Origin of the sequence: Paenibacillus sp. FSL R7-0026 (assembly GCF_038004485.1) — a bacterium.
GTDB lineage: Bacteria > Bacillota > Bacilli > Paenibacillales > Paenibacillaceae > Paenibacillus > Paenibacillus xylanexedens_A.
The window spans coordinates 778,367-802,724 of record NZ_JBBORG010000001.1; the positions used below are offsets into that span (position 1 = coordinate 778,367).

At 46.7% G+C, this 24,358-nt stretch carries 21 protein-coding genes, 1 pseudogene and 1 riboswitch; of the genes and pseudogenes, 11 read left to right on the top strand and 11 right to left on the bottom strand.

Features of this window, described 5'->3' with window-relative positions:
• Window positions 1-19 precede the first annotated feature (19 nt).
• Window positions 20-1,339: a glutamate-1-semialdehyde 2,1-aminomutase gene (locus tag MKY44_RS03645; protein WP_341006057.1), complete on the bottom strand. Its 1,320-nt coding sequence runs from the start codon at window positions 1,337-1,339 to the stop codon at window positions 20-22.
• 131 nt (window positions 1,340-1,470) lie between these two features.
• Window positions 1,471-2,514, bottom strand: a complete 1,044-nt coding sequence (locus tag MKY44_RS03650) for an LCP family protein (RefSeq protein ID WP_091018703.1) — start codon at window positions 2,512-2,514, stop codon at window positions 1,471-1,473.
• Window positions 2,515-2,727: 213 nt separating this feature from the next.
• On the opposite strand from MKY44_RS03650, the gene MKY44_RS03655 reads away from it, so the two are divergent.
• From MKY44_RS03655 to bcp, 4 genes are read left to right on the top strand one after another with little or no spacing between them, the layout of a single operon-like run.
• Complete coding sequence (locus MKY44_RS03655) at window positions 2,728-3,774, top strand: ABC transporter ATP-binding protein (RefSeq protein WP_341006058.1); 1,047 nt, start codon at window positions 2,728-2,730, stop codon at window positions 3,772-3,774.
• Between the two features lies 1 nt (window position 3,775).
• Window positions 3,776-4,570 (top strand): ABC transporter permease, encoded by a 795-nt coding sequence (locus tag MKY44_RS03660; RefSeq protein ID WP_062837592.1) that lies wholly within the window; start codon window positions 3,776-3,778, stop codon window positions 4,568-4,570.
• Window positions 4,571-4,574: 4 nt separating this feature from the next.
• Window positions 4,575-5,360 (top strand): ABC transporter permease, encoded by a 786-nt coding sequence (locus tag MKY44_RS03665; protein ID WP_076333833.1) that lies wholly within the window; start codon window positions 4,575-4,577, stop codon window positions 5,358-5,360.
• Window positions 5,361-5,405: 45 nt separating this feature from the next.
• The gene (bcp, locus tag MKY44_RS03670; protein WP_036668208.1) at window positions 5,406-5,870 is read left to right on the top strand and encodes a thioredoxin-dependent thiol peroxidase; all 465 of its coding nucleotides are present in this window, start codon (window positions 5,406-5,408) and stop codon (window positions 5,868-5,870) included.
• A 90-nt stretch (window positions 5,871-5,960) separates the two neighbouring features.
• On the opposite strand, the gene MKY44_RS03675 is transcribed toward bcp, so the two are convergent.
• The 6 genes from MKY44_RS03675 to MKY44_RS03700 all read right to left on the bottom strand — a co-directional run bounded on the left by MKY44_RS03675 (window position 5,961) and on the right by MKY44_RS03700 (window position 12,089).
• Complete coding sequence (locus MKY44_RS03675) at window positions 5,961-7,088, bottom strand: GerAB/ArcD/ProY family transporter (protein WP_341006059.1); 1,128 nt, start codon at window positions 7,086-7,088, stop codon at window positions 5,961-5,963.
• Window positions 7,089-7,185: 97 nt separating this feature from the next.
• Window positions 7,186-8,310: a GerAB/ArcD/ProY family transporter gene (locus tag MKY44_RS03680; protein ID WP_341006060.1), complete on the bottom strand. Its 1,125-nt coding sequence runs from the start codon at window positions 8,308-8,310 to the stop codon at window positions 7,186-7,188.
• Between the two features lie 18 nt (window positions 8,311-8,328).
• The gene (locus tag MKY44_RS03685; protein ID WP_047841432.1) at window positions 8,329-8,565 is read right to left on the bottom strand and encodes a hypothetical protein; all 237 of its coding nucleotides are present in this window, start codon (window positions 8,563-8,565) and stop codon (window positions 8,329-8,331) included.
• Window positions 8,566-8,571: 6 nt separating this feature from the next.
• Window positions 8,572-9,774, bottom strand: coding sequence for a Ger(x)C family spore germination protein (locus tag MKY44_RS03690; protein ID WP_047841433.1), 1,203 nt, complete (start codon window positions 9,772-9,774; stop codon window positions 8,572-8,574).
• A gap of 20 nt (window positions 9,775-9,794) precedes the next feature.
• Complete coding sequence (locus MKY44_RS03695) at window positions 9,795-11,309, bottom strand: spore germination protein (RefSeq protein WP_341006061.1); 1,515 nt, start codon at window positions 11,307-11,309, stop codon at window positions 9,795-9,797.
• Between the two features lie 132 nt (window positions 11,310-11,441).
• Complete coding sequence (locus tag MKY44_RS03700) at window positions 11,442-12,089, bottom strand: DedA family protein (RefSeq protein WP_017690726.1); 648 nt, start codon at window positions 12,087-12,089, stop codon at window positions 11,442-11,444.
• Window positions 12,090-12,329: 240 nt separating this feature from the next.
• Between MKY44_RS03700 and MKY44_RS03705 the strand changes: the two genes are divergently transcribed.
• The 4 genes from MKY44_RS03705 to MKY44_RS03720 all read left to right on the top strand — a co-directional run bounded on the left by MKY44_RS03705 (window position 12,330) and on the right by MKY44_RS03720 (window position 18,323).
• Window positions 12,330-13,631: a polysaccharide deacetylase gene (locus MKY44_RS03705; RefSeq protein WP_341006062.1), complete on the top strand. Its 1,302-nt coding sequence runs from the start codon at window positions 12,330-12,332 to the stop codon at window positions 13,629-13,631.
• A 102-nt stretch (window positions 13,632-13,733) separates the two neighbouring features.
• Window positions 13,734-14,723, top strand: coding sequence for an AAA family ATPase (locus MKY44_RS03710; protein ID WP_341006063.1), 990 nt, complete (start codon window positions 13,734-13,736; stop codon window positions 14,721-14,723).
• Window positions 14,720-15,985: a DUF58 domain-containing protein gene (locus MKY44_RS03715; protein ID WP_341006064.1), complete on the top strand. Its 1,266-nt coding sequence runs from the start codon at window positions 14,720-14,722 to the stop codon at window positions 15,983-15,985. The genes MKY44_RS03710 and MKY44_RS03715 overlap by 4 nt, the downstream gene beginning before the upstream one ends.
• Window positions 15,972-18,323 (top strand): transglutaminase-like domain-containing protein, encoded by a 2,352-nt coding sequence (locus tag MKY44_RS03720; protein ID WP_341006065.1) that lies wholly within the window; start codon window positions 15,972-15,974, stop codon window positions 18,321-18,323. Before MKY44_RS03715 ends, MKY44_RS03720 begins: the two co-directional genes overlap by 14 nt.
• A 10-nt stretch (window positions 18,324-18,333) precedes the next feature.
• On the opposite strand, the gene MKY44_RS03725 is transcribed toward MKY44_RS03720, so the two are convergent.
• On the bottom strand, window positions 18,334-18,600 hold the full coding sequence (locus tag MKY44_RS03725; RefSeq protein ID WP_341006066.1) for a hypothetical protein: 267 nt from the start codon (window positions 18,598-18,600) through the stop codon (window positions 18,334-18,336).
• A 107-nt stretch (window positions 18,601-18,707) separates the two neighbouring features.
• Between MKY44_RS03725 and guaA the strand changes: the two genes are divergently transcribed.
• A complete protein-coding gene (guaA, locus tag MKY44_RS03730; protein ID WP_341006067.1) occupies window positions 18,708-20,246 on the top strand; it encodes a glutamine-hydrolyzing GMP synthase in 1,539 nt (512 codons plus the stop codon).
• 138 nt (window positions 20,247-20,384) lie between these two features.
• Here the strand turns inward: guaA and MKY44_RS03735 are convergent, their stop codons facing one another.
• Entirely contained in the window at window positions 20,385-21,662 is a 1,278-nt protein-coding gene (locus MKY44_RS03735) for a flagellin N-terminal helical domain-containing protein (RefSeq protein WP_341006068.1), read from the bottom strand.
• Between the two features lie 137 nt (window positions 21,663-21,799).
• Between MKY44_RS03735 and MKY44_RS03740 the strand changes: the two are divergent.
• A pseudogene (locus MKY44_RS03740) lies at window positions 21,800-21,952 on the top strand (GMP synthase (glutamine-hydrolyzing)); the annotation flags it as partial.
• Window positions 21,953-22,161: 209 nt separating this feature from the next.
• On the opposite strand, the gene MKY44_RS03745 reads toward MKY44_RS03740, so the two are convergent.
• Entirely contained in the window at window positions 22,162-23,088 is a 927-nt protein-coding gene (locus MKY44_RS03745) for a hypothetical protein (RefSeq protein ID WP_341006069.1), read from the bottom strand.
• Window positions 23,089-23,539: 451 nt separating this feature from the next.
• Between MKY44_RS03745 and MKY44_RS03750 the strand changes: the two genes are divergently transcribed.
• Window positions 23,540-23,791: a hypothetical protein gene (locus MKY44_RS03750; protein ID WP_341006070.1), complete on the top strand. Its 252-nt coding sequence runs from the start codon at window positions 23,540-23,542 to the stop codon at window positions 23,789-23,791.
• A 401-nt stretch (window positions 23,792-24,192) separates the two neighbouring features.
• Window positions 24,193-24,292: riboswitch (purine riboswitch) on the top strand.
• Window positions 24,293-24,358 lie beyond the last annotated feature (66 nt).

Sequence of the window (24,358 nt, forward strand, 5' to 3'; positions counted from 1 at the left end):
TGAATGGAAATAATCTAATTTATTCCTGAGACATCGCCTTGAAGGAAGCTTCTGCGGCTTCCAATGTAGCCTGGACATCCTCGTCTGTATGAGCCGTGGTCAGGAACCAGGCCTCATATTTGGACGGAGCGAGGTTAATGCCACGGTTCAGCATGTGACGGAAGAAGGAAGCGAACAGCTCTCCATCCGTGTCTTGAGCATGATCGTAGTTCGTAACTGGGTGATTACAGAAATGGGTGGAGAATGCACCACGAATACGGTTGATCGTCAGTGCAATTCCATGACGGTCAGCAGAAGCTTGCAGACCTGCCGTCAGGTCGATAGCAAGACGTTCCATCTCTTCGTATACACCCGCGCCTTGCAGGACCTCCAGACATGCGATACCAGCCGAGATGGATGCAGGGTTACCAGCCATCGTTCCTGCTTGATATGCCGGGCCGAGTGGAGCAACCTGCTCCATAACATGTTTGCGTCCGCCGTAAGCACCGATTGGCAGGCCACCACCAATAATTTTACCAAGAGCCGTCAGATCCGGTTCAATCTCTGCATGATTATCGAGTCCGGCATACGTCTGAGTAGAACCGTAATGGAAACGGAAAGCCGTAATAACCTCGTCATAGATAACTAGTGAGCCGTTAGCACGTGTCATGGCACAGAGGCCTTCCAGGAAGCCAGGTTCCGGCATAACCATACCGAAGTTACCAACGATCGGCTCAACCATGACCGCGGCGACATCATCACCCCAACGCTCCAGTGCAGCTTTGAGGCTGTCCAGATCATTGTAAGGCACGGTGATGACTTCTTGTGCAATACTGGCTGGAACTCCCGCACTGTCAGGAATTCCGAGTGTGGACGGGCCTGAACCGGCAGCTACAAGCACCAGATCGGAGTGACCATGGTAACATCCGGCGAATTTTACGATCTTGTTGCGTTTGGTGTAGGCACGAGCGACCCGAATCGTGGTCATGACCGCCTCTGTACCGGAGTTTACAAAACGCACTTTATCCATGGAAGGAATGGCTTCCTTCAGCATTTTGGCGAGCTTGATCTCAAGCTCTGTTGGGGTACCGTACAGCACGCCATTTGCCGCTGCTTCCGTAATGGCCTGTGTAATATGCGGGTGGGCATGTCCTGTAACAATCGGACCGTAAGCGGCCAGATAATCAATATAACGGTTGTCATCGACATCCCAGAAGTGGGCCCCTTGGGCTTTTTTCATAAATACAGGTGCACCGCCACCAACGGCTTTAAACGACCGTGAAGGGCTGTTAACACCTCCTACAATATGTTCAAGTGCTTCTGCGTAAAGAAGTTCGGAACGGGAACGTGATGTATTCATAAGATAACTTCCTTTCGTAATGCAAAATATGATAAAGGTACAAGCTACAGAAAGATATGATGATTTTCTCATAATAGTATAGCCGGGCACAACGAGAGGGCAGCGTAATGGCTGCCCTCTGCATGTTTAGATTACTGAGCCGGTTGCTCTGACTTTTGATCGTCACCACTGGCTGTTTTATCTTCGGTGCTGGTTGTACTATCATCCGTTGTAGCAGGCGGGTGAATAATATCCTGAATATGCTGCTTCAATTTCTCTTCATTGGTAACCGTCAATACTTGCGCACCGCCTGCTGTACGTTCTTCTTTCAGCAGGTTCATTGGCGGGATCTGCTCACTGCCATTCATGCTGCTCTGGTAACCGAGGCCACCCAGTTTCCACATATCGGAGAGTGTCAGATTCGTATCCACATAGGGATTAACCTGTTCCAGAATGGAAGGCAGCTTGGCAATGGTAGTTGTTGACTGCATTTTCGCTGTCACAGCTTTCAGCAACTCACGCTGACGCTCAGAACGAGCGAAATCCGACATCGCATCATGACGGAAACGAACGTACATGAGGGCTGTTTCGCCATCCAGATGCTGATACCCTTTTTTGAGATCAATATCGTATTCGTTATTGTCTGCTTTACTTGTATAGTGCATGTCTTTCTCCACATCAAAATCAACACCGCCAACGGCATCCACCAGTTTGATGAATCCCTGGAAATCTGTATACACATAATACTGTACAGGAATGCCGAGCAGGTCGCCGGCAGCTTGCATCGCTGCATTAGGACCATGGGTGATGGCAGTGTTGATCCGTTCCTTGCCATATCCGTCAATATTGACGTAAGTGTCGCGCAGAATGGAGAACAGATTGATTTTTTTGGTAAGTGGGTCGAGCGATACAACCATCATGCTGTCGGAGCGGGGAACTTCACCTTTTTTCAATCCGCGCGCATCGACACCCATAACGAGAATATTTACCGTTTCTGTGCCTTCCCATTTTGGAGGGTCAGGAGTATTTACTTTCTCCACATTCTCGATACCTGCGAATGGTGATTCGTCGCCGTCTTTTGCCAAACCGTCCAACTGATTGAGAATAGAACCGAAATAATATGCCGCTGCTCCTCCGATAATTAACACGAAGGCGGCAAGAGAAATCCATATGGTTCTCTTCGTCTTTCTGGTCATGCTAGCTCTCCTTTGTATTTGAGATGAAATAAAAAAACGAGTTCGAGTATTCAAGTAAGAACTAGTCGGAGCTTTCCGTACACGTCTTTTCCCAACATACAGGGCAGGACGCAGCTCCAGACTATTTTAAAGCTTGCTGAATTTTGACTGATACCATTATAATTTCTTTTTGGGCTACAAGCAATTTCAACAAAATCCAAGTGAGGTATAATCATGCTGGCGATTGATGTCAAAGATTTGCGCAAGTCGTTTAGCGTCCAGAAAAGCCGAGGTGGGCTGAAGGGCGCGTTTCAGGACCTGTTTGCACGTCAATACCAAGAGGTATTGGCAGTAAATGATATTTCATTTCAGATTCCGCAAGGCGAAATATGCGGATATATTGGGGAGAACGGTGCCGGTAAATCAACAACGATCAAGATGTTGACCGGTATTTTGGTGCCTACTTCAGGGCAAATATCGGTTGGTGGATATGTTCCGTATCAGGAACGGGAGAAGTTTGTACAGAATATTGGTGTTGTTTTTGGTCAGCGCAGTCAATTGTGGTGGGATATTGGCGTTATCGAATCCTTCCATTTATTACGTAAAGTATATCGTGTAGGAGAGGTCGATTTCCGTAAACGGCTGGATGAACTGGTTGAGCGATTGCAGCTTCAGGACCTGTTAAGCCGTCCGGTGCGGAAGCTCAGTCTTGGTCAGCGTATGCGCTGCGAGTTAGTGGCAGCCTTGTTGCATAATCCGAGTATTGTTTTCCTGGACGAGCCAACTATTGGTTTGGATATTGTGGTGAAGTCGGAAATTCGGGATTTCCTGAAAGACATGAACAAGGAGCATGGAACGACCATTCTGCTCACCACCCACGATTTGCAGGACATTGAAGCCCTGTGTTCCCGGGTGATCATGCTTGATGCAGGCAACATCATCTATGATGGAGGTCTGGATCATCTCAAGTCCCAGTGGGGTAAGGAGCGCGAGATCCGCTTCAAGTTCGGTTCAGCTCACAACATCAGTCAGATGCAGGAATGGACTGCTGCTTTGCCTGTACGTTGGACGGTAGAGAATGAATTGTCCGCATCTGTATGGATTCCGCTGGAACTGAATGTTTCGGATGTACTCGGACGTGTCGTTGGACAAGCCGATATTACCGATATTCAGATTATTGAGATCAACACGGATGAGATTGTGCGCAGTATTTACCAATCCGGTTCCGCCGAGCGTCCCGAGATTATGGGAGCAGGGAAAGAAGCGGTGGGTGTATCCTGAGATGAATAGTGCATTTATTGATTTTATGCGCATCCGTTTTCTAACGATGCTGGCATACCGGGTGAATTATTACTCCGGCATTTTGATATATACGCTGAATATCGGCGTGTATTACTTTACCTGGCAAGCCATTTACGGTAGCAGTGGTGAACTCGGCGGCTTCACGGCAGCGCAGATGACCACTTACATCGCTGTATCCTGGATGGCACGTGCCTTTTACTTTAACAACCTGGACCGGGAGATTGCCGCAGATATACGGGATGGCTCCATTGCGATTCAATTCATCAGGCCGATCAATTACGTTATGGTCAAAATGATGCAGGGTCTTGGGGAAGGTATTTTCCGCTTCCTGCTGCTCATGATTCCGGGGATGCTCATTGCCATTTTGCTGTTCCCGGTTGAATTGCCTACGGCGCCATCGGCGTGGATTGGCTTTCTCGTCATGCTGTTCTTCAGTTTCCTCATTAATTCCCAGATTAATGTGATAACGGGACTGGCGGCTTTCTTTGTGGAAAACAATGAAGGCATGATGCGTATGAAACGCGTCGTAGTTGATTTGTTCTCTGGTCTAATCATCCCGATCAGCCTGTATCCAGGCTGGATGTCCGCGGTGATGAAGGTATTGCCTTTTCAGGCCATTACGTATCTGCCCGGTTCCGTTTTCACTGGAAGAGTGGAAGGTACCGCCATCTGGAATGTACTCGGTATTCAGGTGTTCTGGTTTGCCGTGTTACTGCTCCCGATGGTATTGATCTGGCGTAAGGCGCGCAAGCGTCTGTTCGTGCAAGGGGGATAACGGAATGTACTATATGGGTCTGATCTGGGAATATTTGAAGAATTACATGAAAACACGACTTACGTACCGTGCTGATTTCTGGGTGGAGATCCTATCGGATCTGCTGTTCCAGGCAACCAACCTGATCTTTATCTTTGTGGTCTTCCGTCATACGGATAACCTGGGCGGCTGGAGTGAGAGTGAAGTACTCTTTGTTTATGGATATTTTATGGTGCCCTATGGCATCTTCAGTTGTTTTATCAATCTGTGGGGATTCAGTGAGCGGTACATCGTCAAAGGTGAGATGGATCGGATCCTGACACGCCCTGCACATAACCTGTTCCAGATCTTGCTTGAAAATGTAGACCCGCCTGCACTCGTGGGCTCGTTTATCGGCTTGATCATCATGATCTTCAGCGGAGCAGAGATGGGCTTGATGCTGGAATGGTGGCATATCCCTGCATTGATTATTTTGGCACTCAGCTCAGTCATGATCTATGCCGGCATTTATACCACCTTGACTTCACTATCCTTTTATTCGGACGCGCCGACAGGTATTCTGCCATTGATGTATAACATTCAAGGGTATGGGCGTTACCCGGTAACGATCTATAACCGTGCCATTCAGGTGCTGCTAACCTGGATCATTCCGTTTGCCTTTGTGGGGATCTATCCGGCAGCACTGTTCCTGGAAAGGTCCGAGATGCATCGCATGGCGCTGCTTACACCTGTGATGGGATTGGTGTTTGGCTCCATGGGCTTGCTACTGTGGAATTATGGCGTGAAGCGGTATCGCGGAGCAGGTTCATAATAACGCCCTATAACAATTCATGGGGGAGATTAGGGAGGAACTGACATGACGTTAAATGTAGGCGAATTGGCACCGGATTTTGAACTTCCGTCCAGTACGGGAGAATCGGTAAAGCTTTCGGATTACCGCGGACAGCGGGTACTGCTTTATTTTTACCCCAAGGATATGACTTCGTCCTGTACGCAACAGGCTTGTGATTTTCGGGATCGACATGCTGAATTTGAAGGGCTGAACACGGTCATTCTCGGAATCAGCACCGATCCGATGAAACAACATGACAAGTTTATCGCCAAATACGGACTGCCGTTCACCTTGTTATCGGATGAAGAGCACGTTGTAGCCGAGCAATACGGTGTATGGCAGCTAAAGAAAATGTATGGCAAGGAGTACATGGGTATGGTTCGCTCCACTTTTCTAATTGATGAAGAGGGGAAATTGATCAAGGACTGGTCCAAAGTTCGGGTCAAAGGACATATCGAGGCTGCGCTTGAGGCTTTGAAGACATTGTAATAAATGATTTAGACATGTGTGAATAAATACATCCTAACCGTTTCATCATTAAAGGCTGTGCTTCGCGGAATTTCCGTGAACACAGCCTTTTTAGGTTGGCAAGCGCTTATGATTGGTTGAATTATTCTTGCTCTTGCCAGAACGAAGCCGATGCACGAGCAAAAGGAATAGCGGAATAATAAAGCTTACCGTGATATCCCAATCCACCCAAGCGGGCATGATCGTATTGGTGTAGAAAATGACATTGGGAGAAATCAGTACAGCTAAAGCGAATAATAACATGGCTGATGGCAGGATGAGAGGTTTATATGCCTTTAATCGAAATAGCTGAGCTGTTCCAACGACAAAAGAGAACATGTATAGCAGGCTTTTGAAATAGGTAGCAATTAACCAAGCGGTCGCCATGAAGGCCTCAATTCGTTCGAAAAAGTTGCCGATATTGATTTTCTGGGACAGGGTATAGGAGATGTAGATGTCGTGTTGGGTCAGAAAGGGGCCAAATATCATCAGTGAAATGACCAACAATGTGGTTAGTAACAGCCCTCCACATAAAGTAGCGAGTAACATGTCACGTTTGATATGAGGCCCGGACATCACGTAAGGAAGAACCATGGTGATTACGATGAGTTCACCAAAGGAAGTGAAAGCCCCTCTAATGACAGACTGCATCAGATGAAGCCAAGGGGTGTCCAAGTAAGGCTGTAGATTTGAACTGTCTACTTTGGGCATCAGCCCCAGAAATAATAGAATCATAAATGCAACAACGATTGGAGTCAGCATTTCACTGCTTGCTCCTATTGTATGCAAGCCATGCATAAGCCCCCAGACCAGAGCGCACATAAGGATAATTAGAATGACTCGAATGGGTGTCTGAAGGTAGATCTGTGTGGTCATAAAGTCACCGACTTCACGGATACATATGACAGCGCCTATGGCGAAATAAAATAGATATGCAGCTGCCAAAACAGACCCTGCCCATCGGCCAAGTATTTTTTGGCAAATTTCAATAAGAGAAAGATCAGGGTGCGTCTGATGAAGTTTGTATAGCACCCACATGATGAGCATGCCGATCGGTTGACCGATAAGAGAACAGATCCATGCATCCTGTTTACCGGAAGCAGTAACCACGGAGGGATAGAGTAGAATCATGTCCCCAATCATGACGAGAAAGGTAAGGACTGCAAATTGCCTAATGGTGATTTTCTCCTTAATTAACATAGACACCGTTCTCCTTCTCTATATTCAGCATGGATGATATTCATGGATGAAATCCATCTTTCCATCCACACCAGGCTCCTTCCCTCAAAAAAAGCACTCATTCCTGTGAGGGATTGTTTGGAGTAACCGATGATTTTCTGTAAGACTTGAGCAATTGTATCAGCAGAAGACAGCCCGGCAGAATGATCCCCAGTGTGGTATCCCAGTCTACCCAATATGGAACAATGGTGATCACGATAAAAGTAATGCTTGGTGAGATCAGATTGGCTAATCCGAACACAAGTAAGGACGCAGGGAGTACCAGCATCTGATACTGCTTAAGCTTGAACAGTTCCGCACAACCAACAATAAAGGCGTATAAGTATATCATCGCTTTGAAGTACGTAGAGATCAGCCAGGAAGAAGCCATAATGGCTTCAATACGTTCAAAAAAGCTCCCAATACTAATTTTCTGGGACAAAACAAAAGAAGCATATATGTTATGTTGCGTAAGAAAGGCACCCAAGACCAGCAGAGATATGGTAACGAGCGTTGCCAATACCAAGCTACCTAAACCAGCTGCAATAATTACGTCCCGTGTTCGATGAGCCTGCTTGGCAACATAGGGCAGTATCATCATGATGGGAATGACTTCACCGATCGGATATATAATGCTTACCAGAATGCCTTGTGAGATAGAGACAACACCCGTATCACTTACTGGCTTCAAATTTCTAGTATCAATCTGAGGAAGCAGGCAGACTGCAAGGACGACAATAAACACAATAACGACGGGCATCAGTAGTTCACTGCTTCGCCCCATCGTCTCTAATCCGTGAGACACTCCCCAGGCGATCACGATGACAAACATCAGAATGATGATGCGAATGGGAGTGTACGGGAAGATTTGAGTGGTCATGAAATCGCCGACTTCTCTCGTATGCGTGGAAGCACCAATAATGAAAAAGAACAGGTAAAAGCAGGAAAAGAAAGTACCTGGCCAGAACCCTAGAATGCTTCGTGCCATCTGCACCAGATTTTTTTCTGGGTGCATGCTACATAGCTTCAGGAACATGGCCATCAGTGCCATCCCCAGAGGAACGCCTATAAAAGCACAAATCCAGGAATCTTGTTTGGCATAGGACGTGATGACCGAGGGGTAGATCAGCATCATATCCCCGACCACCATCATAAAGATGAGCGTGGTCAATTGTCTTGTTCCAAGGCGCCCCTGTTCCAGCATAATGGTCCTCTCCTTTTTCTAGGTTCCCGTCAGATGTGCCAGGAATTGATTAACAGGTTCATAGATCCACATGATGATATAGAGCGGACTGGGGAAATCCCACAGGTTGGCTGCAATCACACTGAACCCTGTGGCTATGACGAGCATTCCGCTGTACACAACTGTTTCCCTCCATTCCTTGCGACGGATGAGACCTGGAAGATCAACCATGCCTACGAGGCCCCCTATGACAATGACAGTAATTGTAATCAACATCCGGTCTCACTCCTTCAAATCCTCCTTGAATGAATCATCCAGTGTACCTACACGTTTGATCTGTACATTGGCTTCATACTTAACATCCAGATTTTCAAAATATTGATCCCAATCCTTCTCAATCTTTTTGAAAAATTTGGGATCGGCATGATACACTTCCTGACCGAATCCAAAAATGTCAATATGGAACTTTCGCCGCACTGAATTCACGGAGTTTTCCATCAGGTCTATCAGTCGCTCCTCACTGTCCTTTTCCAACTCTTTGAGCGTCTTCATTGAACCAATTCTGATTCCGCACTCTACTGCACCAATGGAAGACACATTTTTGAGTTTGATGTGGATCACAGGCTGGTCGTCAATGACCTTTGCTTTTCGTTGGGTCTTGGTACGGAGAGCTTTGAACGTCACATTTCCTCCCTTTCGGCAAGGCATGTGACTGATGGTAGACACCACATTGTCGCGAATGTAGTTGTATCCTTTCGATTCATCTTCCGTTAACCAGCCGATCAGTTTGTCCTTTTTGAAGATGCTTAATCCCGTAGAATACAGTCGGGCGGGAGACTTGATTGTCGCAATATTATCTTTGCTTCCGCTTCTCGCTAAATTGCCAACAACCTCTACACCAGTGATTACAGGCTGTATTCCAGGCGTCAGCATATATTCAATTAATTGGTCTCCAGTTACGGTTGTTGTGGGAGACCAGGTCTTGGCAGACACGTCCAAAGAATTAAATAACTTCTCCGCAGGAATGTTTTCCAATGGAGTAAGTACGTCCAGTACTTTGGAAGCTGTAGTATTTCGTGCAACCATGACGTAATAATCGGGTCTAGCAGTAGGTTCTCGCATTAACGCTTCCATGACATCGTAGATGCCCTCTTTGCGTGCATATTCTTCTCCGAACACCAGTACACGGATATGTGCCATGAATATGCGGCGTGGGCTTGTCTCGGTCAGCTTTTGAATTGCTTCAAACAGCGTGGGGGCGGACGCTTCGTACAGAGTGACAGGAGTACCATTCCCTCCCCCTGATTTGGAGGATACTTCATTCGGCACGACGACCTGAGCACTCACTTTAATCAAATCGCCATCCTTGTCTACACCAAGACCCAGCATAATGCCAAGTTCATTCAGTTCCTGGCGATCCCAGCATCCGGTAAGGAGAGGGAGCAGGAATACAATGCATACAATTAATCGGAAGCACTTGTTCATACGTTGTTCTCCTTACCGAATTAACGCTTCATTTTTTTGCTGGCTTGTCGGATTTTGTTTGGGGTACCCGTAGAGAATGGACGTGTTTTCATATGGGACCAGGGTACACGAAACAGCGTATCTTTCAGATCTTTCTGAATTAGAGGTGCAAAGGGGGACATATACGGTACGCCAAAAGAACGCAAGCTGCACAGGTGTGTAACCGTAATGAGCAGAACAATTAGAATACCGTAGAAACCAAAAGCTGCCGCGAGTATCATCAATACAAATCGCAAAATTCGGACAGAGATAGACAGTCCATTCTCTGGAATGACATAACTGGATATGGCCGTTATGGAAACGATAATAACCATTGCGGCTGAGACAACTCCTGCATCTACGGCGGCTTGGCCAATCACCAGTGTTCCGACAATGGAAACGGCCTGACCGACCGTTTTCGGAATACGTATACCTGCTTCTCGCAAAATTTCATAGGTCAGTTCCATCAGTATGGCTTCAATGAATGCGGGAAAAGGAACGCCTTCACGTTGAGCTGCCAGACTAATGAGCATATTGGTGGGCAACATTTCCTGGTGAAAGGTGGTAATGGCAATATAGAAGGATGGAGCTAGTAAAGCGATAAAAAAGGACAGATAACGAATCAAGCGAATCAATGTGCTGATATCGGCCCGTTGATAGTAATCCTCCGGCGATTGGAAGAAATGCACGAACAAGGCGGGAACCAGCAGCACAAAAGGGGTACCGTCCACGATGATGGCTACTCTGCCCTCAAGCAAAGCAGCACAAACCGTATCTGGACGTTCGCTATTGTAAACCGTGGGGAATAACGTTCTGGTTTCGTCTTGTACAAGTTCCTCGATGTACCCGCTCTCCAGAATCCCGTCAATATCGATCTCATCGAGCCTGCGCCTTAGTTCCTCTACCACTTCTGGATCAACGGTATGCTTCAGATATAAGACCGCAACCCTTGTTTTGGTGATACGACCAATCTCCTTTTCTTCGATCCAGAGATGAGGGTCACGAATCCGTTTGCGAATCAAGGATGTATTTGTACGCAAATTTTCATTAAATCCCTCCATAGGACCCCGAACAACGGTCTGTGAGATGGGTTCACCAACAGCGCGGTCTTCCCACCCAGCTGCGGCAATTTTCAATCCTCGTTCACAGCCTTCGAGCAGCAGGATGGCCGAGCCGGAAAGGAGAGCATTAAGCACATCTTCCATGTCATCCACAAATGTTACATTGCTCGCAGCCAGAATGTCATTCTGGAGGTAGCTCAGATGCTCATCATCTGCAGAGAATTCCGGAAGTTCATGTGTCTTTAACAGGGATTCCAGGATGGAATGATTCAGAATCTGCACATCCACTAATCCATCAATGTACAACATGACTGCAGGCCATTTATGTAAACACTGGAGAGGGCGCATCATCAAGTCGTTGCTGTTCCCCATCACTTGCTTGCAGTATTCCATATTTTCGCTTAGATCCGGAGAGATTTGCCTCTGATCTTGGCGTTCCAGCGACGATTCACTCATGCCTTCACCTCCCTATACACCCTATATTTTCAAGTTAGTATGACCTGGATGAATTCGGATTATCACAAAAAAAGGAGCTGCGATTATTCGCAACTCCTTGCCTGTTTATTATAGATGGACTTTTGTCCGAATTTACTTTTGTCTTTGTCGAACAGGGGCTGGCTTGGATACGGTGGATCTTGCTGTCCATGCTTTGCGGTAACGATAGAGCACGGCTACGATAAGCAATAGGCCAATTCCTCCCACGATATATGCTGCATATTGATGAGCCAGATGGAATACGGCGTTCCACTGAGGGCCAAATATTTTGCCAATGCCCAGAAACAGTACAACCCAGAACAGTGCGCCTGAATAGGCGTAGAGAGCGAATTTACGAAAGGGAACAGCGGCTATGCCTGCGAAATATCCAGTGAAATGTCTTACTCCCGGAATGAAATAACCGATGAAGATTAAGGCATTACCATACTTGGCAAACCACTTTTGCGTTTTATCGAGCTTGTCCTGCTTCAGCAGAAACCATTTTCCGTATCGTGTTATAAAGGGCAGTCCTGCTTTGGCTCCAATAAAATAAGTGATGGTCATGCCAATCGTTGTTCCCAGAAAAGCCAGTATGGTGAGGATTCCGAAGTCCAGATGCCCCTTGTAGGAGAGAAACCCTGCGTAAGCCATCGTTGTTTCACCAGGAAAGGGAAGTGCGATGAATTCAAGCAACAAGCCAAAAAACAATACGCTGTATCCGTAGGACCCAAACAGATGTTGGATCTTCTCAAGCAATTCCAATAGATTTCACTCTCCTGAATACGGGGTGGGAGCTTGAATACTCTCCAAGGTGTTTTAATGTGTTCTGCCTGTCCATTATGCTACCTAATCTGAAGCGAAGAATCAATCAGGCTAGATAGCAAATTGTGAAAAAATATTAAACAAAATCACGTCTTTTTTCAATGTAGCCTCCATATAATTCTAACAAATCTGCTGAAGTCTATCAGCAAATTACTAGAGACGGTGGAGGTCGATTCGTAAATGGTACAGAGACCGGAATTCAGAATCAAGGAAAATGGGGGAAACTCTGCAACAACCATACATATGTTTTTAGCTGGAGAGTGGTCTGTCATTCTCATGCGTATTGCGATATTGTTATGTGCATTTGCTGTATATGCAGGCACGGCTTATGCATCTTCTGCTTCCGGCTCAGGTGATCCAATCCCAGAAGATAAGAATACTCAAGACAAGGTAGTTTATCTGAGTTTTGACGATGGACCGGGGAACCATACCCGTGAAGTATTGGATATTTTGCGTAAAGAGAAGGTTTTGGCTACATTTTTTGTGCTGGGTGAGCAGGCAGAGCGTTATCCCGAGTTAATCCGGACGCTTGTGGAGGATGGACATGCACTGGGTAATCATACGTTCAATCATCAATATGAACAGCTGTACAGTGATTTTAAAGTGTTTTGGAAACAGATCAAGCAGACAGAGGAAGTGCTGGAGCGTATAACCGGTTTCCGTCCGAATCTGGTGCGAGCACCAGGCGGTACCTACGGGCATTTTGATCAAAGTTATTTTGATTTGCTGCAATTGGGTGGCTACACGGTTATGGACTGGAACGTCGACAGTGGGGACTCCAAGCGTAAAGGTGTTCCAGCCAAAGAGATCCTCAGCAATTCGACCAAAGTACCTGCGGGAGCACGTTCGGTCATTGTCCTGATGCATGACGGTGGTGCACATGCTGAAACGGTAAAAGCACTTCCAGGTATTATCAAATATTATCGTGATCATGGATATCGTTTTGACACCATAAAGAGTACGGATCAACCAGTTCAATTCCGTGTACATCCAGATAGTAAGTATAAGGCCCGCAAGGCACCGGGAAAGGCCTGGATCGCAGAGCATGTAGAAGCGAATGCGACTTTGTGGCTTGCAAGCAAGAAGCTGAAGGTAGAGGTGGGTTTGGCTGCGGCTACCTTGCAACCGGGTGAGTTCCGCATGGAGGGTCAGCGAATCATGGTGCCTTTGCGTACTTTCATGAAAAAATTCGGGGGCAGCACTCGCTGGGACTCTGAAACAAGGACGGCCATAGCAGTATGGAAGGAAAGAACGATTCATGCAGACAGTGTGAGTGGAACACTGACAACAACAGGGGCAATTGAAACGGGGGCAGTACAGAGTCAAGGCGGAACCATCTGGGTTCCGTTACGTGAGTTACTGGAGCAGATGGGGTTGAGGGTGAATTCCTTAACCAGTAATGAAGCAGAGTGGACGGTGAAGGCGGGCACTTCCAGATCCATTTCGGCAATGAACAACATATTTAAGTATAAAATGATCTGAAGAAAGTCATTCTTGTAGGACTATTCTCTCTACTTCCGGGCAACACTGAATCATAGATTACTATGGTTCAGGAATGCTGATGAACGGAAGGAGATCAGAGAAATGTCTTATATCCGAATGGAACATGAACATGCTGTTGAATTGTTAAACAGGGTCATGAAACGTGTTGAGAGTGTAATTATTGGCAAAAAAACAGAGATTCGTTATGTCCTCACTGCAATGCTCAGTGGAGGTCATGTACTTCTGGAAGATGTGCCGGGTACCGGGAAAACGATGCTGGTTCGTGCCGTTGCTTCTGCACTGGACTGCTCCATGGGCCGGATTCAATTCACGTCCGATGTCATGCCGGCAGATGTTACGGGCACTTCAATCTATCATCCACATACAGCTGAATTCAAGTTTCGGCCCGGACCCGTCATGTCCAACGTTGTCCTGGCTGATGAAATAAATCGCGCTTCACCACGCACTCAGTCTGCCCTGCTGGAGGCAATGGAGGAACGACGTATTACGGTTGATGGCACAACCTATGCCTTGCCACGCCCGTTCTTTCTGCTGGCGACACAGAACCCGTTACAGTTTGAGGGTACGTACCGTCTGCCTGAAGCGCAGCTGGATCGATTTATTATGAGAATTGGACTGGGGTATCCCGATCCGGCACAGGAATTGGAATTGTTAACCCGCATGCAAGGTAGAGAAGCGCTTGATGAACTTCGCCCTGTCCTGCTTGCTGAAGAGGTCGTAGCCATGCAGCGTGAAGTCAAACAGGTACATGTTGATCCGGTCGTCAAACAGTATCTGGTGGCCGTTGCTGTAGCCTCTCGCAGCCTTCCGGCGGTCAGACTGGGCATCAGTCCGCGTGGAACACTGGCCTGGATGGCTGCGGCGCAGTCATTTGCCTATCTTCAAGGACGCAGTTATGTCATTCCGGATGATGTGAAAGAGGTAGCTGTGCCTGTCCTTTCCCACCGTATTCAATTGAAGGCCCAGAACAGAGCGGAGGTTTGGGGGCAAGTACAAGTCATTGAAGAAGCATTGTCATCGGTCCCGGTACCTGTACAGATGGCATCACAGGGAAGGGGACGGAGGCAATGACTGCGCTGGGACAACGGATTGTGAGTGCTTTCTTGGTGGTGGCTTTTGCTTCCTTGTATCAGTGGCACGGGGGCAAAGCGGCGTTGTTTCTATCCGTTATAGCTTTCTTGATGTTTACAGGAGGTCTGCTTCTCCATTGGTTCGGACCACGGCATATTCACATCCGTCGGAAAATACACACGAACCGGATTGAGGCAGGCGAGCAGGTACGGGTTCTGGTCGAACTGGAATTCAATTGCCGTATTCCATTGTTATGGATCGTTCTGTGTGAGAACACACCTGCAGGTGTTCATCGCAAATTGATTTTCCCGGGAACACGGCGACAATTTTCCTATCAATATGAATGTTCCGGGTTACGCAGAGGAGTCTACAGATGGGATACGGGCAGATTGTACTGGGGTGATATGTTTGGCTGGAATACCCTCTCCGCAGAGACCAAAGGAGGTACACCCCTAATCGTTGTTCCTCAAGCAACGGCTTGGGGGAAGGGTGATTCGGTAGAATTCGCAGCGATGATTGAAGGGACTCTGTCGGAGCGAAGAAATAGTCAGGGAAACCGTAGCCCTGAGTTTCGTGAATATCAGCAGGGTGACCCACTGGGACGAGTTCATTGGAAAAGTACAGCCAAAACGGGGAAACTTCAGACCTTTCTGCCTGATACCACGGATCTAGCTTCGCTTGGCATCCTTGTGTATGAAGGCGCGTCGGGTTATGGCGTAAAACAACGGGAGAACATGGATGCACCTGCTTTTGAAGGAGTGGTTCGTGCAGCTGCCCGCTGGATTCATACCGCTGAGCGGGATGACATTCCTTATCATCTGTGGATGGAAGGCGGCGATAAGAGCTATGATGCACAAGATCATTGGCAACATGGGCCGATCCATGCAGATGATGAGAATCATGGACTGGACAAGTTAGCGGGGGCACGAATATCCAAAGCACAATCAGGCTCTGTTTCGCTCCGAACGGAGATGTTAGATGGACTGGTGAGCGGGTCGCGAATTGTGGTTCTCACAGGTAAGATGGACCCGGTTCTGGCCGAATGGATTATAACTGCAATCGGGTCGGGTTATCGTGTAGAGGTGCAATTGACTGAAGCGAACCAGGACCAATTAGGATCAACGGATAGATTGATGAATGGATTGGGATATGACAGCTTAAGTTTGGAGCGGCTTCGTCACAGCGGAGTGCCGATCCACGCGGTTACAGACGTTGCGTTATCTTCATTGGGAAAGGTGGAGGTAACGGATGTGGGAGCGTAATGGTAACCAGCAACCCAATTCCACTGTGGCCGACTTAGAGTCAACGGACCGTACGAGAATAGAATCGGCCTATTCTGTATATAAAACTGTGAACCAGAATTCTGTGACGGACATAAAGGATGAGGGATATGTTAGCGTACCTGTCCTGTACAAAATTTTTATTTCGGCCATTTTACTTATACTGTCTCTGGAGTGGATATATCCTGTTACATCATCAGATCAGCAGGGCAGTGAACGGTTCTTGTCCGTAATGGCGGGATTAACGGGAGCATTGTTGCTCGCGGGGTTAATTCGTACAGGATGGATCACCGGAGTACTGATCCGATTATTCATTGCACTCGCTGCTTTATGTCTGATGTACGGAGGAAGTGATCCTGCCCGTTGGGCGGCTGCTTATCCGGGAATATTTTCAGCGGATATGGACACGTTTATAAATAACTGGCGATTTCATTCGATTAGTACAGAAACGAGAGGTTTGTTCATGATGTGCGGCTGGAGCATGCTCATGGCTTCTGTGCAATCCCTCGTATTGTTACGTCGAAGCGTTATGCTGTTTGGCAGTGCAACGCTGCTCTATTTGCTTCTGCTTGAATCTTTTGCGGGGCTGGATGTGTATGCTTCCGTAATACGGTCTGTCCTATGGACTTTTCTTATTCAGGCTCTGCTTCAGCTATTACGCCTCAATGGAGGAGTCACTACTCCGAGTTATCGCGGCAGCCCCTATGGCCGTTGGAGTGCCGTAACTATCGTTGCTTCCGCAGGTATGGTGCTTCTCTCCGCGTTACCTGGCCAGTTTGCTTCCATTCCTCAACCGGAACGCATATCTTTGGAGCAGATGGGTGAACGCCTAGCTCGCTGGGCAGGTTATACACAGCACAGTAGTATCCCTGCTGCAACGGCAGTCACGGGATATAGCACAGCGGACGCGCCTATGGGAGCACCGTTGGTGCAGGGGAATTCCATCTTTTTTATAGCGAAGAGTCCAAAAGTGACGTATTGGCGAGGGGAGACCCGTTCATATTATAACGGTAGTACTTGGAGTGATCCGGGTCAAAGCTTCGAAACGGCAAGTCCATCCGGAATGCTGCGTGCTGATGGTTGGGAGAATCCAACCTATTGGAGTCGCGTTCGCCAAACCGTCACGATGCAGCGAGAGTGGAAAGGACCAAATCCTCTCTTTACCGGGGGCATACCGGTTAACGTATCGTTCCAGGATAAGAACAAGGATAATCAGGAAAACATGTTTTCTTTGCTGTCTAATCGCGATTCGGCAACATTGTGGCTCGCAGGCTCAGGGGACGATAAGATCGTTAAACATTATTCGGCAGACGTCATGGTTCCTGTCGCAACACCTGAACAGTTACGTCTGCTTGAGGAAACGAATAAAGGGAAAGATCCGGCAGCCATTCGGAGGGACTATCTGCAATTGCCTACATCACTCCCTGGTCGAGTGCAGACGCTTGCCAAGGAAATCATTCAAGGCAGTGAGACCCGGTATGACGCTGTGCAAGCTGTAAAGACTTATCTGGCTGCTCATGCCGAGTATACGTTGGATACCCGTATGCCACCGCGAGGAACAGATTTTGTGGACGATTTTTTATTCGTCACACGGAAGGGGTATTGCAATCATTTCTCCACAGCCATGATTGTGTTGCTGCGTGCAGAAGGCATCCCCGCACGCTGGGTTAAAGGTTTTGGCCCCGGAGTTGCTGACCCGGATGTGCCCAGTCAGTATGTGATTTCACAGGGAGATGCACATTCCTGGGTAGAGGTATATTTTCCGGGTGCAGGCTGGATGCCGTTTGAGGCCACGCCAGGCTTCACCATGGCGCAAGGCGCGGGCGAAGGTGTTGCAGCACTCGCCGGTCCGCAGCCTGTTGCGGAGACTCCGCCGTATACGAGCGGCGGAGTGGGTTACGCGGGCGCATGGCTGCTCGCCCGCGCACGGGCCATTGCCGCGGAGCCATGGCTTGTGGCAGCGGCCCTGCTGGGCGCCGCTGCTCTGGTCCGCATGCGGCGGCTACGCCCCGCGCTGCGGATCAGGCTGCTGCTGGCGTGGCCACGCAGCAGCTTTCCGGACCGCGAGCGGCTGCTGCGTGCCGCCGCTCCGGTCTGGGCCGCGCTCGCGCGCCGGTACGGCCCGCGGCCGCCGGGTATGACGCTGCGTGAATATGCAGCGTCACCGGCTTTGGCCGCAGGCGCGGACGGGGCGGACATCGCGCGGTTTGCAGCCGACTGGGAACGGCTGCTGTACGGGCCAGACCGTCCGCTGCGCGCGGACAGCCTGGACTTCCTGCGCCGGGCACTTCGTTTGGCCCGGCGGTTGCAGGCGTTGTAACACAAGGATGTTACAACGTTACACCAAAGATGCGAAGCAGCTGCCATACAATCGCTATCGCTTTAGCTTTCCAATAGAGCTTGGCCACTTGTGGGCAGATGAAGATCGCCATTGGCTGGCGCACTGTTTTTAAACGCAGCATTTGGTTTACGCTGCATGCCATACATAAGACGCCTTTCGCGATACGCTGCGAACGAGGCGTCTTTCCACGATCATACACTTGAACCAGCATCTTGCTGCCAAGCTTTTCTATTCGGAATTTCATATTTAGAGGCATTTGGTAATCCTGTTTTGATATGTCGAAAAAAGGAGTTTCGCCTTTCCTTGACGGTATGTTTTGTCGTTGCGTATAATTAGTTTCATTGAATTGAGGGAGGCACGGTTATGAATAAGCAGAATGAGATTGTGGTTGTCCTTGACTTTGGGGGCCAATACAACCAGTTAATCGCCAGAAGAATCCGGGATCTTGGCGTATACAGCGAGCTTTTGCCGTATAACACACCGGCGGAAAAGATCGCAGAAATGGCACCAAAAGGAATCGTATTTTCAGGTGGGCCGTCCAGCGTATACGCTGAGAATGCTCCACACGTGGACCCAGGTGTTTATGACCTGGGCTTGCCAATCTTCGGTATCTGCTACGGAATGCAACTTATGGCGCAACAGCTCGAAGGTAAAGTAGAACGTTCCGAGAAGCGAGAGTACGGTAAAGCAGATCTTGAGTTTGCTGCTGGATCTACACTGGCAAAAGGCATTGAAGGCGAACATACGGTATGGATGAGTCACGGTGACCACGTGGTTACACTTCCTCCAGGTTTCAAACTGGATGCAGGTACGGAAAGTGCGCCAATCGCTGCCATGAGTGACGATGAGCGTAAATTGTATGCTGTTCAGTTCCACCCTGAGGTACGTCACTCTGTTCGCGGTAACGACATGATTCGTAACTTCCTGTTCGAAATCTGTGGTTGCGAAGGCAACTGGACGATGGAGACATTCATCGATGACACCATCAAAGACATTCGTGAAAAAGTGGGCGACAGTAAAGTACTGTGTGCGCTTAGCGGCGGTGTAGATTCTTCCGTTGTAGCTGCATTGCTTCACAAAGCCATTGGTGATCAACTGACATGTATGTTTATCGACCACGGTCTGCTGCGCAAAGGCGAAGCAGAAAGTGTAATGGAGACGTTTGTCGGCAAATTCGACATGAAAGTTGTCAAAATTGATGCACAAGAGCGCTTCATGTCCAAACTGGCTGGCGTGGATGATCCAGAACAAAAACGTAAAATCATCGGTAACGAGTTTATTTACGTATTTGACGAAGAGTCCAAGCAGTTCGATGATTTTGCATTCCTCGCGCAAGGTACACTGTACACAGACATCGTGGAAAGTGGTACAGCGACTGCACAGACCATCAAATCTCACCACAACGTGGGCGGTCTGCCTGAGGACATGAACTTCAAACTGATCGAGCCACTGAGCACGCTGTTCAAGGATGAAGTACGTAAAGTAGGTACCGAGTGTGGCTTGCCGGACGAAATTGTACACCGTCAGCCGTTCCCTGGTCCGGGTCTTGCAATCCGTGTTCTAGGTGAGGTTACTGAAGAGAAACTTAAAATTGTTCGTGATTCAGACTACATCCTGCGTGAAGAGATTGGCAAGGCCGGTCTTGACCGCGAAATCTGGCAGTACTTCACAGCCCTGCCGAACATGAAGAGTGTTGGCGTTATGGGTGATGCGCGTACGTATTCCTACACTGTAGGTATCCGTGCAGTAACATCCATCGACGGTATGACTGCGGACTGGGCACGTATCCCTTGGGATGTGCTGGAGAAAATCTCCGTACGGATCGTTAACGAAGTTGATAACGTAAACCGTATCGTCTATGACGTAACATCCAAACCACCTGCAACGATTGAGTGGGAGTAAGTTGTGAAATATTAGTGGACTTCATTGCTAGAAGCCCTGATATGGTTGGAACCCTTGAATTATTAAATAAAAGGCTCATTCTTGATAAATTGCTATCAAGAATGAGCTTTTTGTATTGGTTAGATGAATTAATCAACCCTAGTTCCGAAGTAACTCCAGTATTCGTTGGGGTTGACTGTTTGCTTGAGCAAGTATGGCTTGAGAGGCATCGGTTAGAATACTCAGTGTAGAGATCTTTATCATTTCTTTGGATATGTCAGTGTCCCTGATTCGTGACTCGGATGCTGTAAGGTTCTCAGAATAGTTGGATGTGTTGTTATAGGCGTACTCTAGTCGATTTTGATAGGCGCCTAATTTTGCACGCTCCCCTGTGACTTTATCTAAAGCCGTTTCGATATCTGTTAATGTGATATGAGGAATGACTTCATAATCATCAAAACTTGCTTCCGAAAATGCGGTGAACAATCCGGTGTAGCCTTCAAGCATGGATGTATTGGCGGAATAGCCTTCGATCTTTCCTACACCCGTAACAGAAAATGTATAATAATTGCCTACAACAGTTCCGGTAAGTTCATAGTTCTGATCTAATTGCGCAGGATCAACTACTATAGAGGTAATTAATCGATATGATCCATTTACGCGTTCTCCAATATATAATCCATCGTACTGGCTATACCAACCAAAAACTTGGTTGTTAAAGTCGTTTCCTTTAATAATTATGCCAATATTTCCATCTGGATGTGTCGTCATGAATTTTCCATTGACCGTAATGGTCATATCATTACCTTGAATTACTTCCGAGAGAATCGTTTTGTCACCAACGCCTTCAGTGGACTGTGTCAATAATCCGTTCTGGACTGTCCAGGCACCTTGCGCAGGATGCCATTGTGAAAACCTATTTTGATCGTTAAAATTCTCCCTATAATATAGGTCCAGATGCATGTCATTAATGCTTAGCGGAATTGTGTCATTACCTGTATGGACAGCAGCATTAGTAAGTGAACCATTCAAAAGGTAGATTCCATTAAATTGTGTGTTGATTGTTATATCCTCTATATTTCGGAGGTTGTGTGTAATTTCTTGATTAATTGTTTCTTTATCACTATAGGTGTATGTATCATTTACCCTTTGAACAAGTAGTTCTCTGATTCTTTGAAGTCCGCTTGTTATGCTATTGAGAGCACCTTCCGCAGTTTGAATTAATGAAATTCCATCTTGGATATTTCTGGATCCTTGCTCTAAAGCCCTAATCTGAGCACGCATACTTTCGCTAATAGCTAGACCGGCAGCGTCATCCGCAGCGCGATTAATGCGTAGACCTGACGAAAGTCTTTCAAAAGAAGTTTTTTTGGCGTTACTATTATTATTAATTCTATTTTTGGCGTTTAATGCTGGCAGATTATTGTTAATTCTCATATTTCTCCTCCTATCCTAATATTAGTATACACGTTTCGTGGAGAAAATTAATCTGCTAAGGATGGACAATTTAAACAAGAATGACCGTGTTGATGAGCTATGAAACGTAAAATGCATTTTTTTATGAAAAATTTAAAACGTCCATCGATGGTATGACAGATGACTGGGCACGTATCCCTTGGGACGTATTGGAGAAAATCTCCGTGCGGATCGTTAACGAGGTGGATAACGTAAACCGTATCGTGTATGACGTAACTTCCAAACCACCAGCAACGATTGAGTGGGAGTAGAACGTAATATAAATTTAAATGTATAATTAAAATACTCTTCTCTATCTGTGAATTTCAGCAAATAGAGAAGAGTATTTTTTGTGCTCAAGCTATTTTGTTGAGTATTAAGATTTGGAAGGATACTCTATATACAATTTCTTAGTTGCATTGCTCCATTTAATGTTTGCGCCAAGAAGAGACGGGAGATCCTTTGCTTTAACATATGAAGTTCACGAGATATTCCTAGACTGTGTCAGGGGACTGCCATAGAGCACTGGTAACTTCTTGGAGGAATCATAGCCTACGACAACACCGAAGGATTCACTGATAGCACGTAAAGGAATGTATACGGACCCACTAACGATGCGGCCTGAATCTGAAATTAGTTTGCCATTTATAATAACTTCAACTTCTATTGGCTTGGAATCTGATCTAACTACGGTAGCATATGGCTCGGGCTCTGCATTCAATATGGCGGCAGTGGCAGGTGTTACAACTTTAATCTTCTTCTCACCAGTTATAGAACCGAATGTGACCTTTATTGAGGAGGTTCCTAAGCCTACAGCTTGAATGTTGCCGTTTCCATGGAGCTGTAATACTTCTGTGTTTGTTGAATGCCATGTGACCATATCCGTTACATAGACAGCATCCCCATTTTTAAAGTATGCAAGTGCATTCAGTTCGTTGCCATCATTTAAACCGAAAATGAATGGTAGAAAGTCAGGTCGCATTGTCCCCGCAACAACGAAAATTCTTTTCGGCATAGAAACGAAGATATTTGCTGGTGTTGTGTTATAACTCTGAATCGATTCTACAGTATGATTTACCAAGAGAGTCATAGCGGGTAAAACTTCAATAGACGTTTGTTTATTCAAACTGTCCTCTTTAGTTTTTAGATAAAACGATATAAATGCTTCGCCGGAGGAAGAATTAATCGATTTACCATTTTTGGATGAAATGGAAATAATAATTTCTTGTTTACCGTCATTAGGGTCAAGATCTGCGGGTTCTGGATTTTGGATCGTGTAATCCTTGGATTCAAAATAGTCGTTAGGAATGATAAAGGTATCGTCTCTCCATATGTATTTTCCTAGTGTTTCGTCAAACCGTATTACTTCATCTTCATCCGTTGTAAAAATATTCTCATCATAGATCAAAACGATAGTCGCTGATTGGATGTCCCCTTTTTCAGGAGGATTGCTAGTGTTGAGAATCCAACGTTCACCGATATACCTTGACCCGGGATTAGGGTTGAATCGCTTGTTACATCAATAAAAACCTCCTTTGCTACGATAGCGCCCGCCAGACATCCTGCTATCAATAGAAAAGACAACATTCCCATAATTAACTTTTTTCCGAAATACATCTCATAACCCCTATAATACGTAATTTTCTTGTTTTATATCGGTAATTTTATAATGATAGTTAAGTTTGTAGTGGTAGTCAGTATCTCTTCATTTGATCCAAATAATTAGCCTCTATCTTATAGTTCAATTGGAATTTAGATTTCATCCCATTTTAAAGTTCACTTCATGATCCTTTCAGGTCCGGCCTGTACAATAAGTACATACTAAGAGCTATATGGCTACTGAAGGGAGAATTGAATGTATGCGTAAAACCGACTATATGAGCAAATGGAAGATGGGCATTGGAAGTGCGTTTCTGATGGTGATGCTGGCAGGATGCGGTTCAGGTATGCAAGACCTGGCTTCCGGTTCGGGGGACTTTCCATTTGTGAACTTAGAGGCAGCGGATGCTTCTTCCGATCAGACCAAAAACCAGGAGTTATCCTCTGACACAGCAACAAACACGAATCAGGATCGACAAGAGATACAGCACGCTCCGCAGACAGAGATTTAATTAACATAGGACTGATCCGGTAAAAAGTAGTTCCGGCGTATGTCGCAAGTTGCTCCATATACCTAATGAGTTTAAGCCTTCGGTATATGAGATACTGTTATTCCTATAACATCATTTACCTGATGCTAAAACGCATCAGAAACATAAGCTAGCCTGATTAGAGCGCTTCGCGCCCTCTGATCAGGCTAGCTTTTTATGTTATCCTGCGGAACTTTCAGTCTGAAAGAATGGACATATTCCATTGAGATCTTATTGAAAAAAGCGTATTCAATTGGGTTGTAAACCGCTGAACTGGTTCAATCTGTTAAATAATACGAACGATATTATATAAGGGCGAGATTAATATTCGTTTTTCTCATTGACAAAAACATACTGCCCTCCTAAAATAGTGATGGGAAACAAACAAATAGCGCATACTTATTCGTATAATCCTGGGGATTGGCCCGGGAGTCTCTACGAGATCACCCTAATGATCTGGCTACGAAGAGGAGAAGGCTAAGCACATGAATTCTACATGATTGCGGGGACATCACGCACATTAGAATTTTTTTTGTTCTTAGTAAAGGC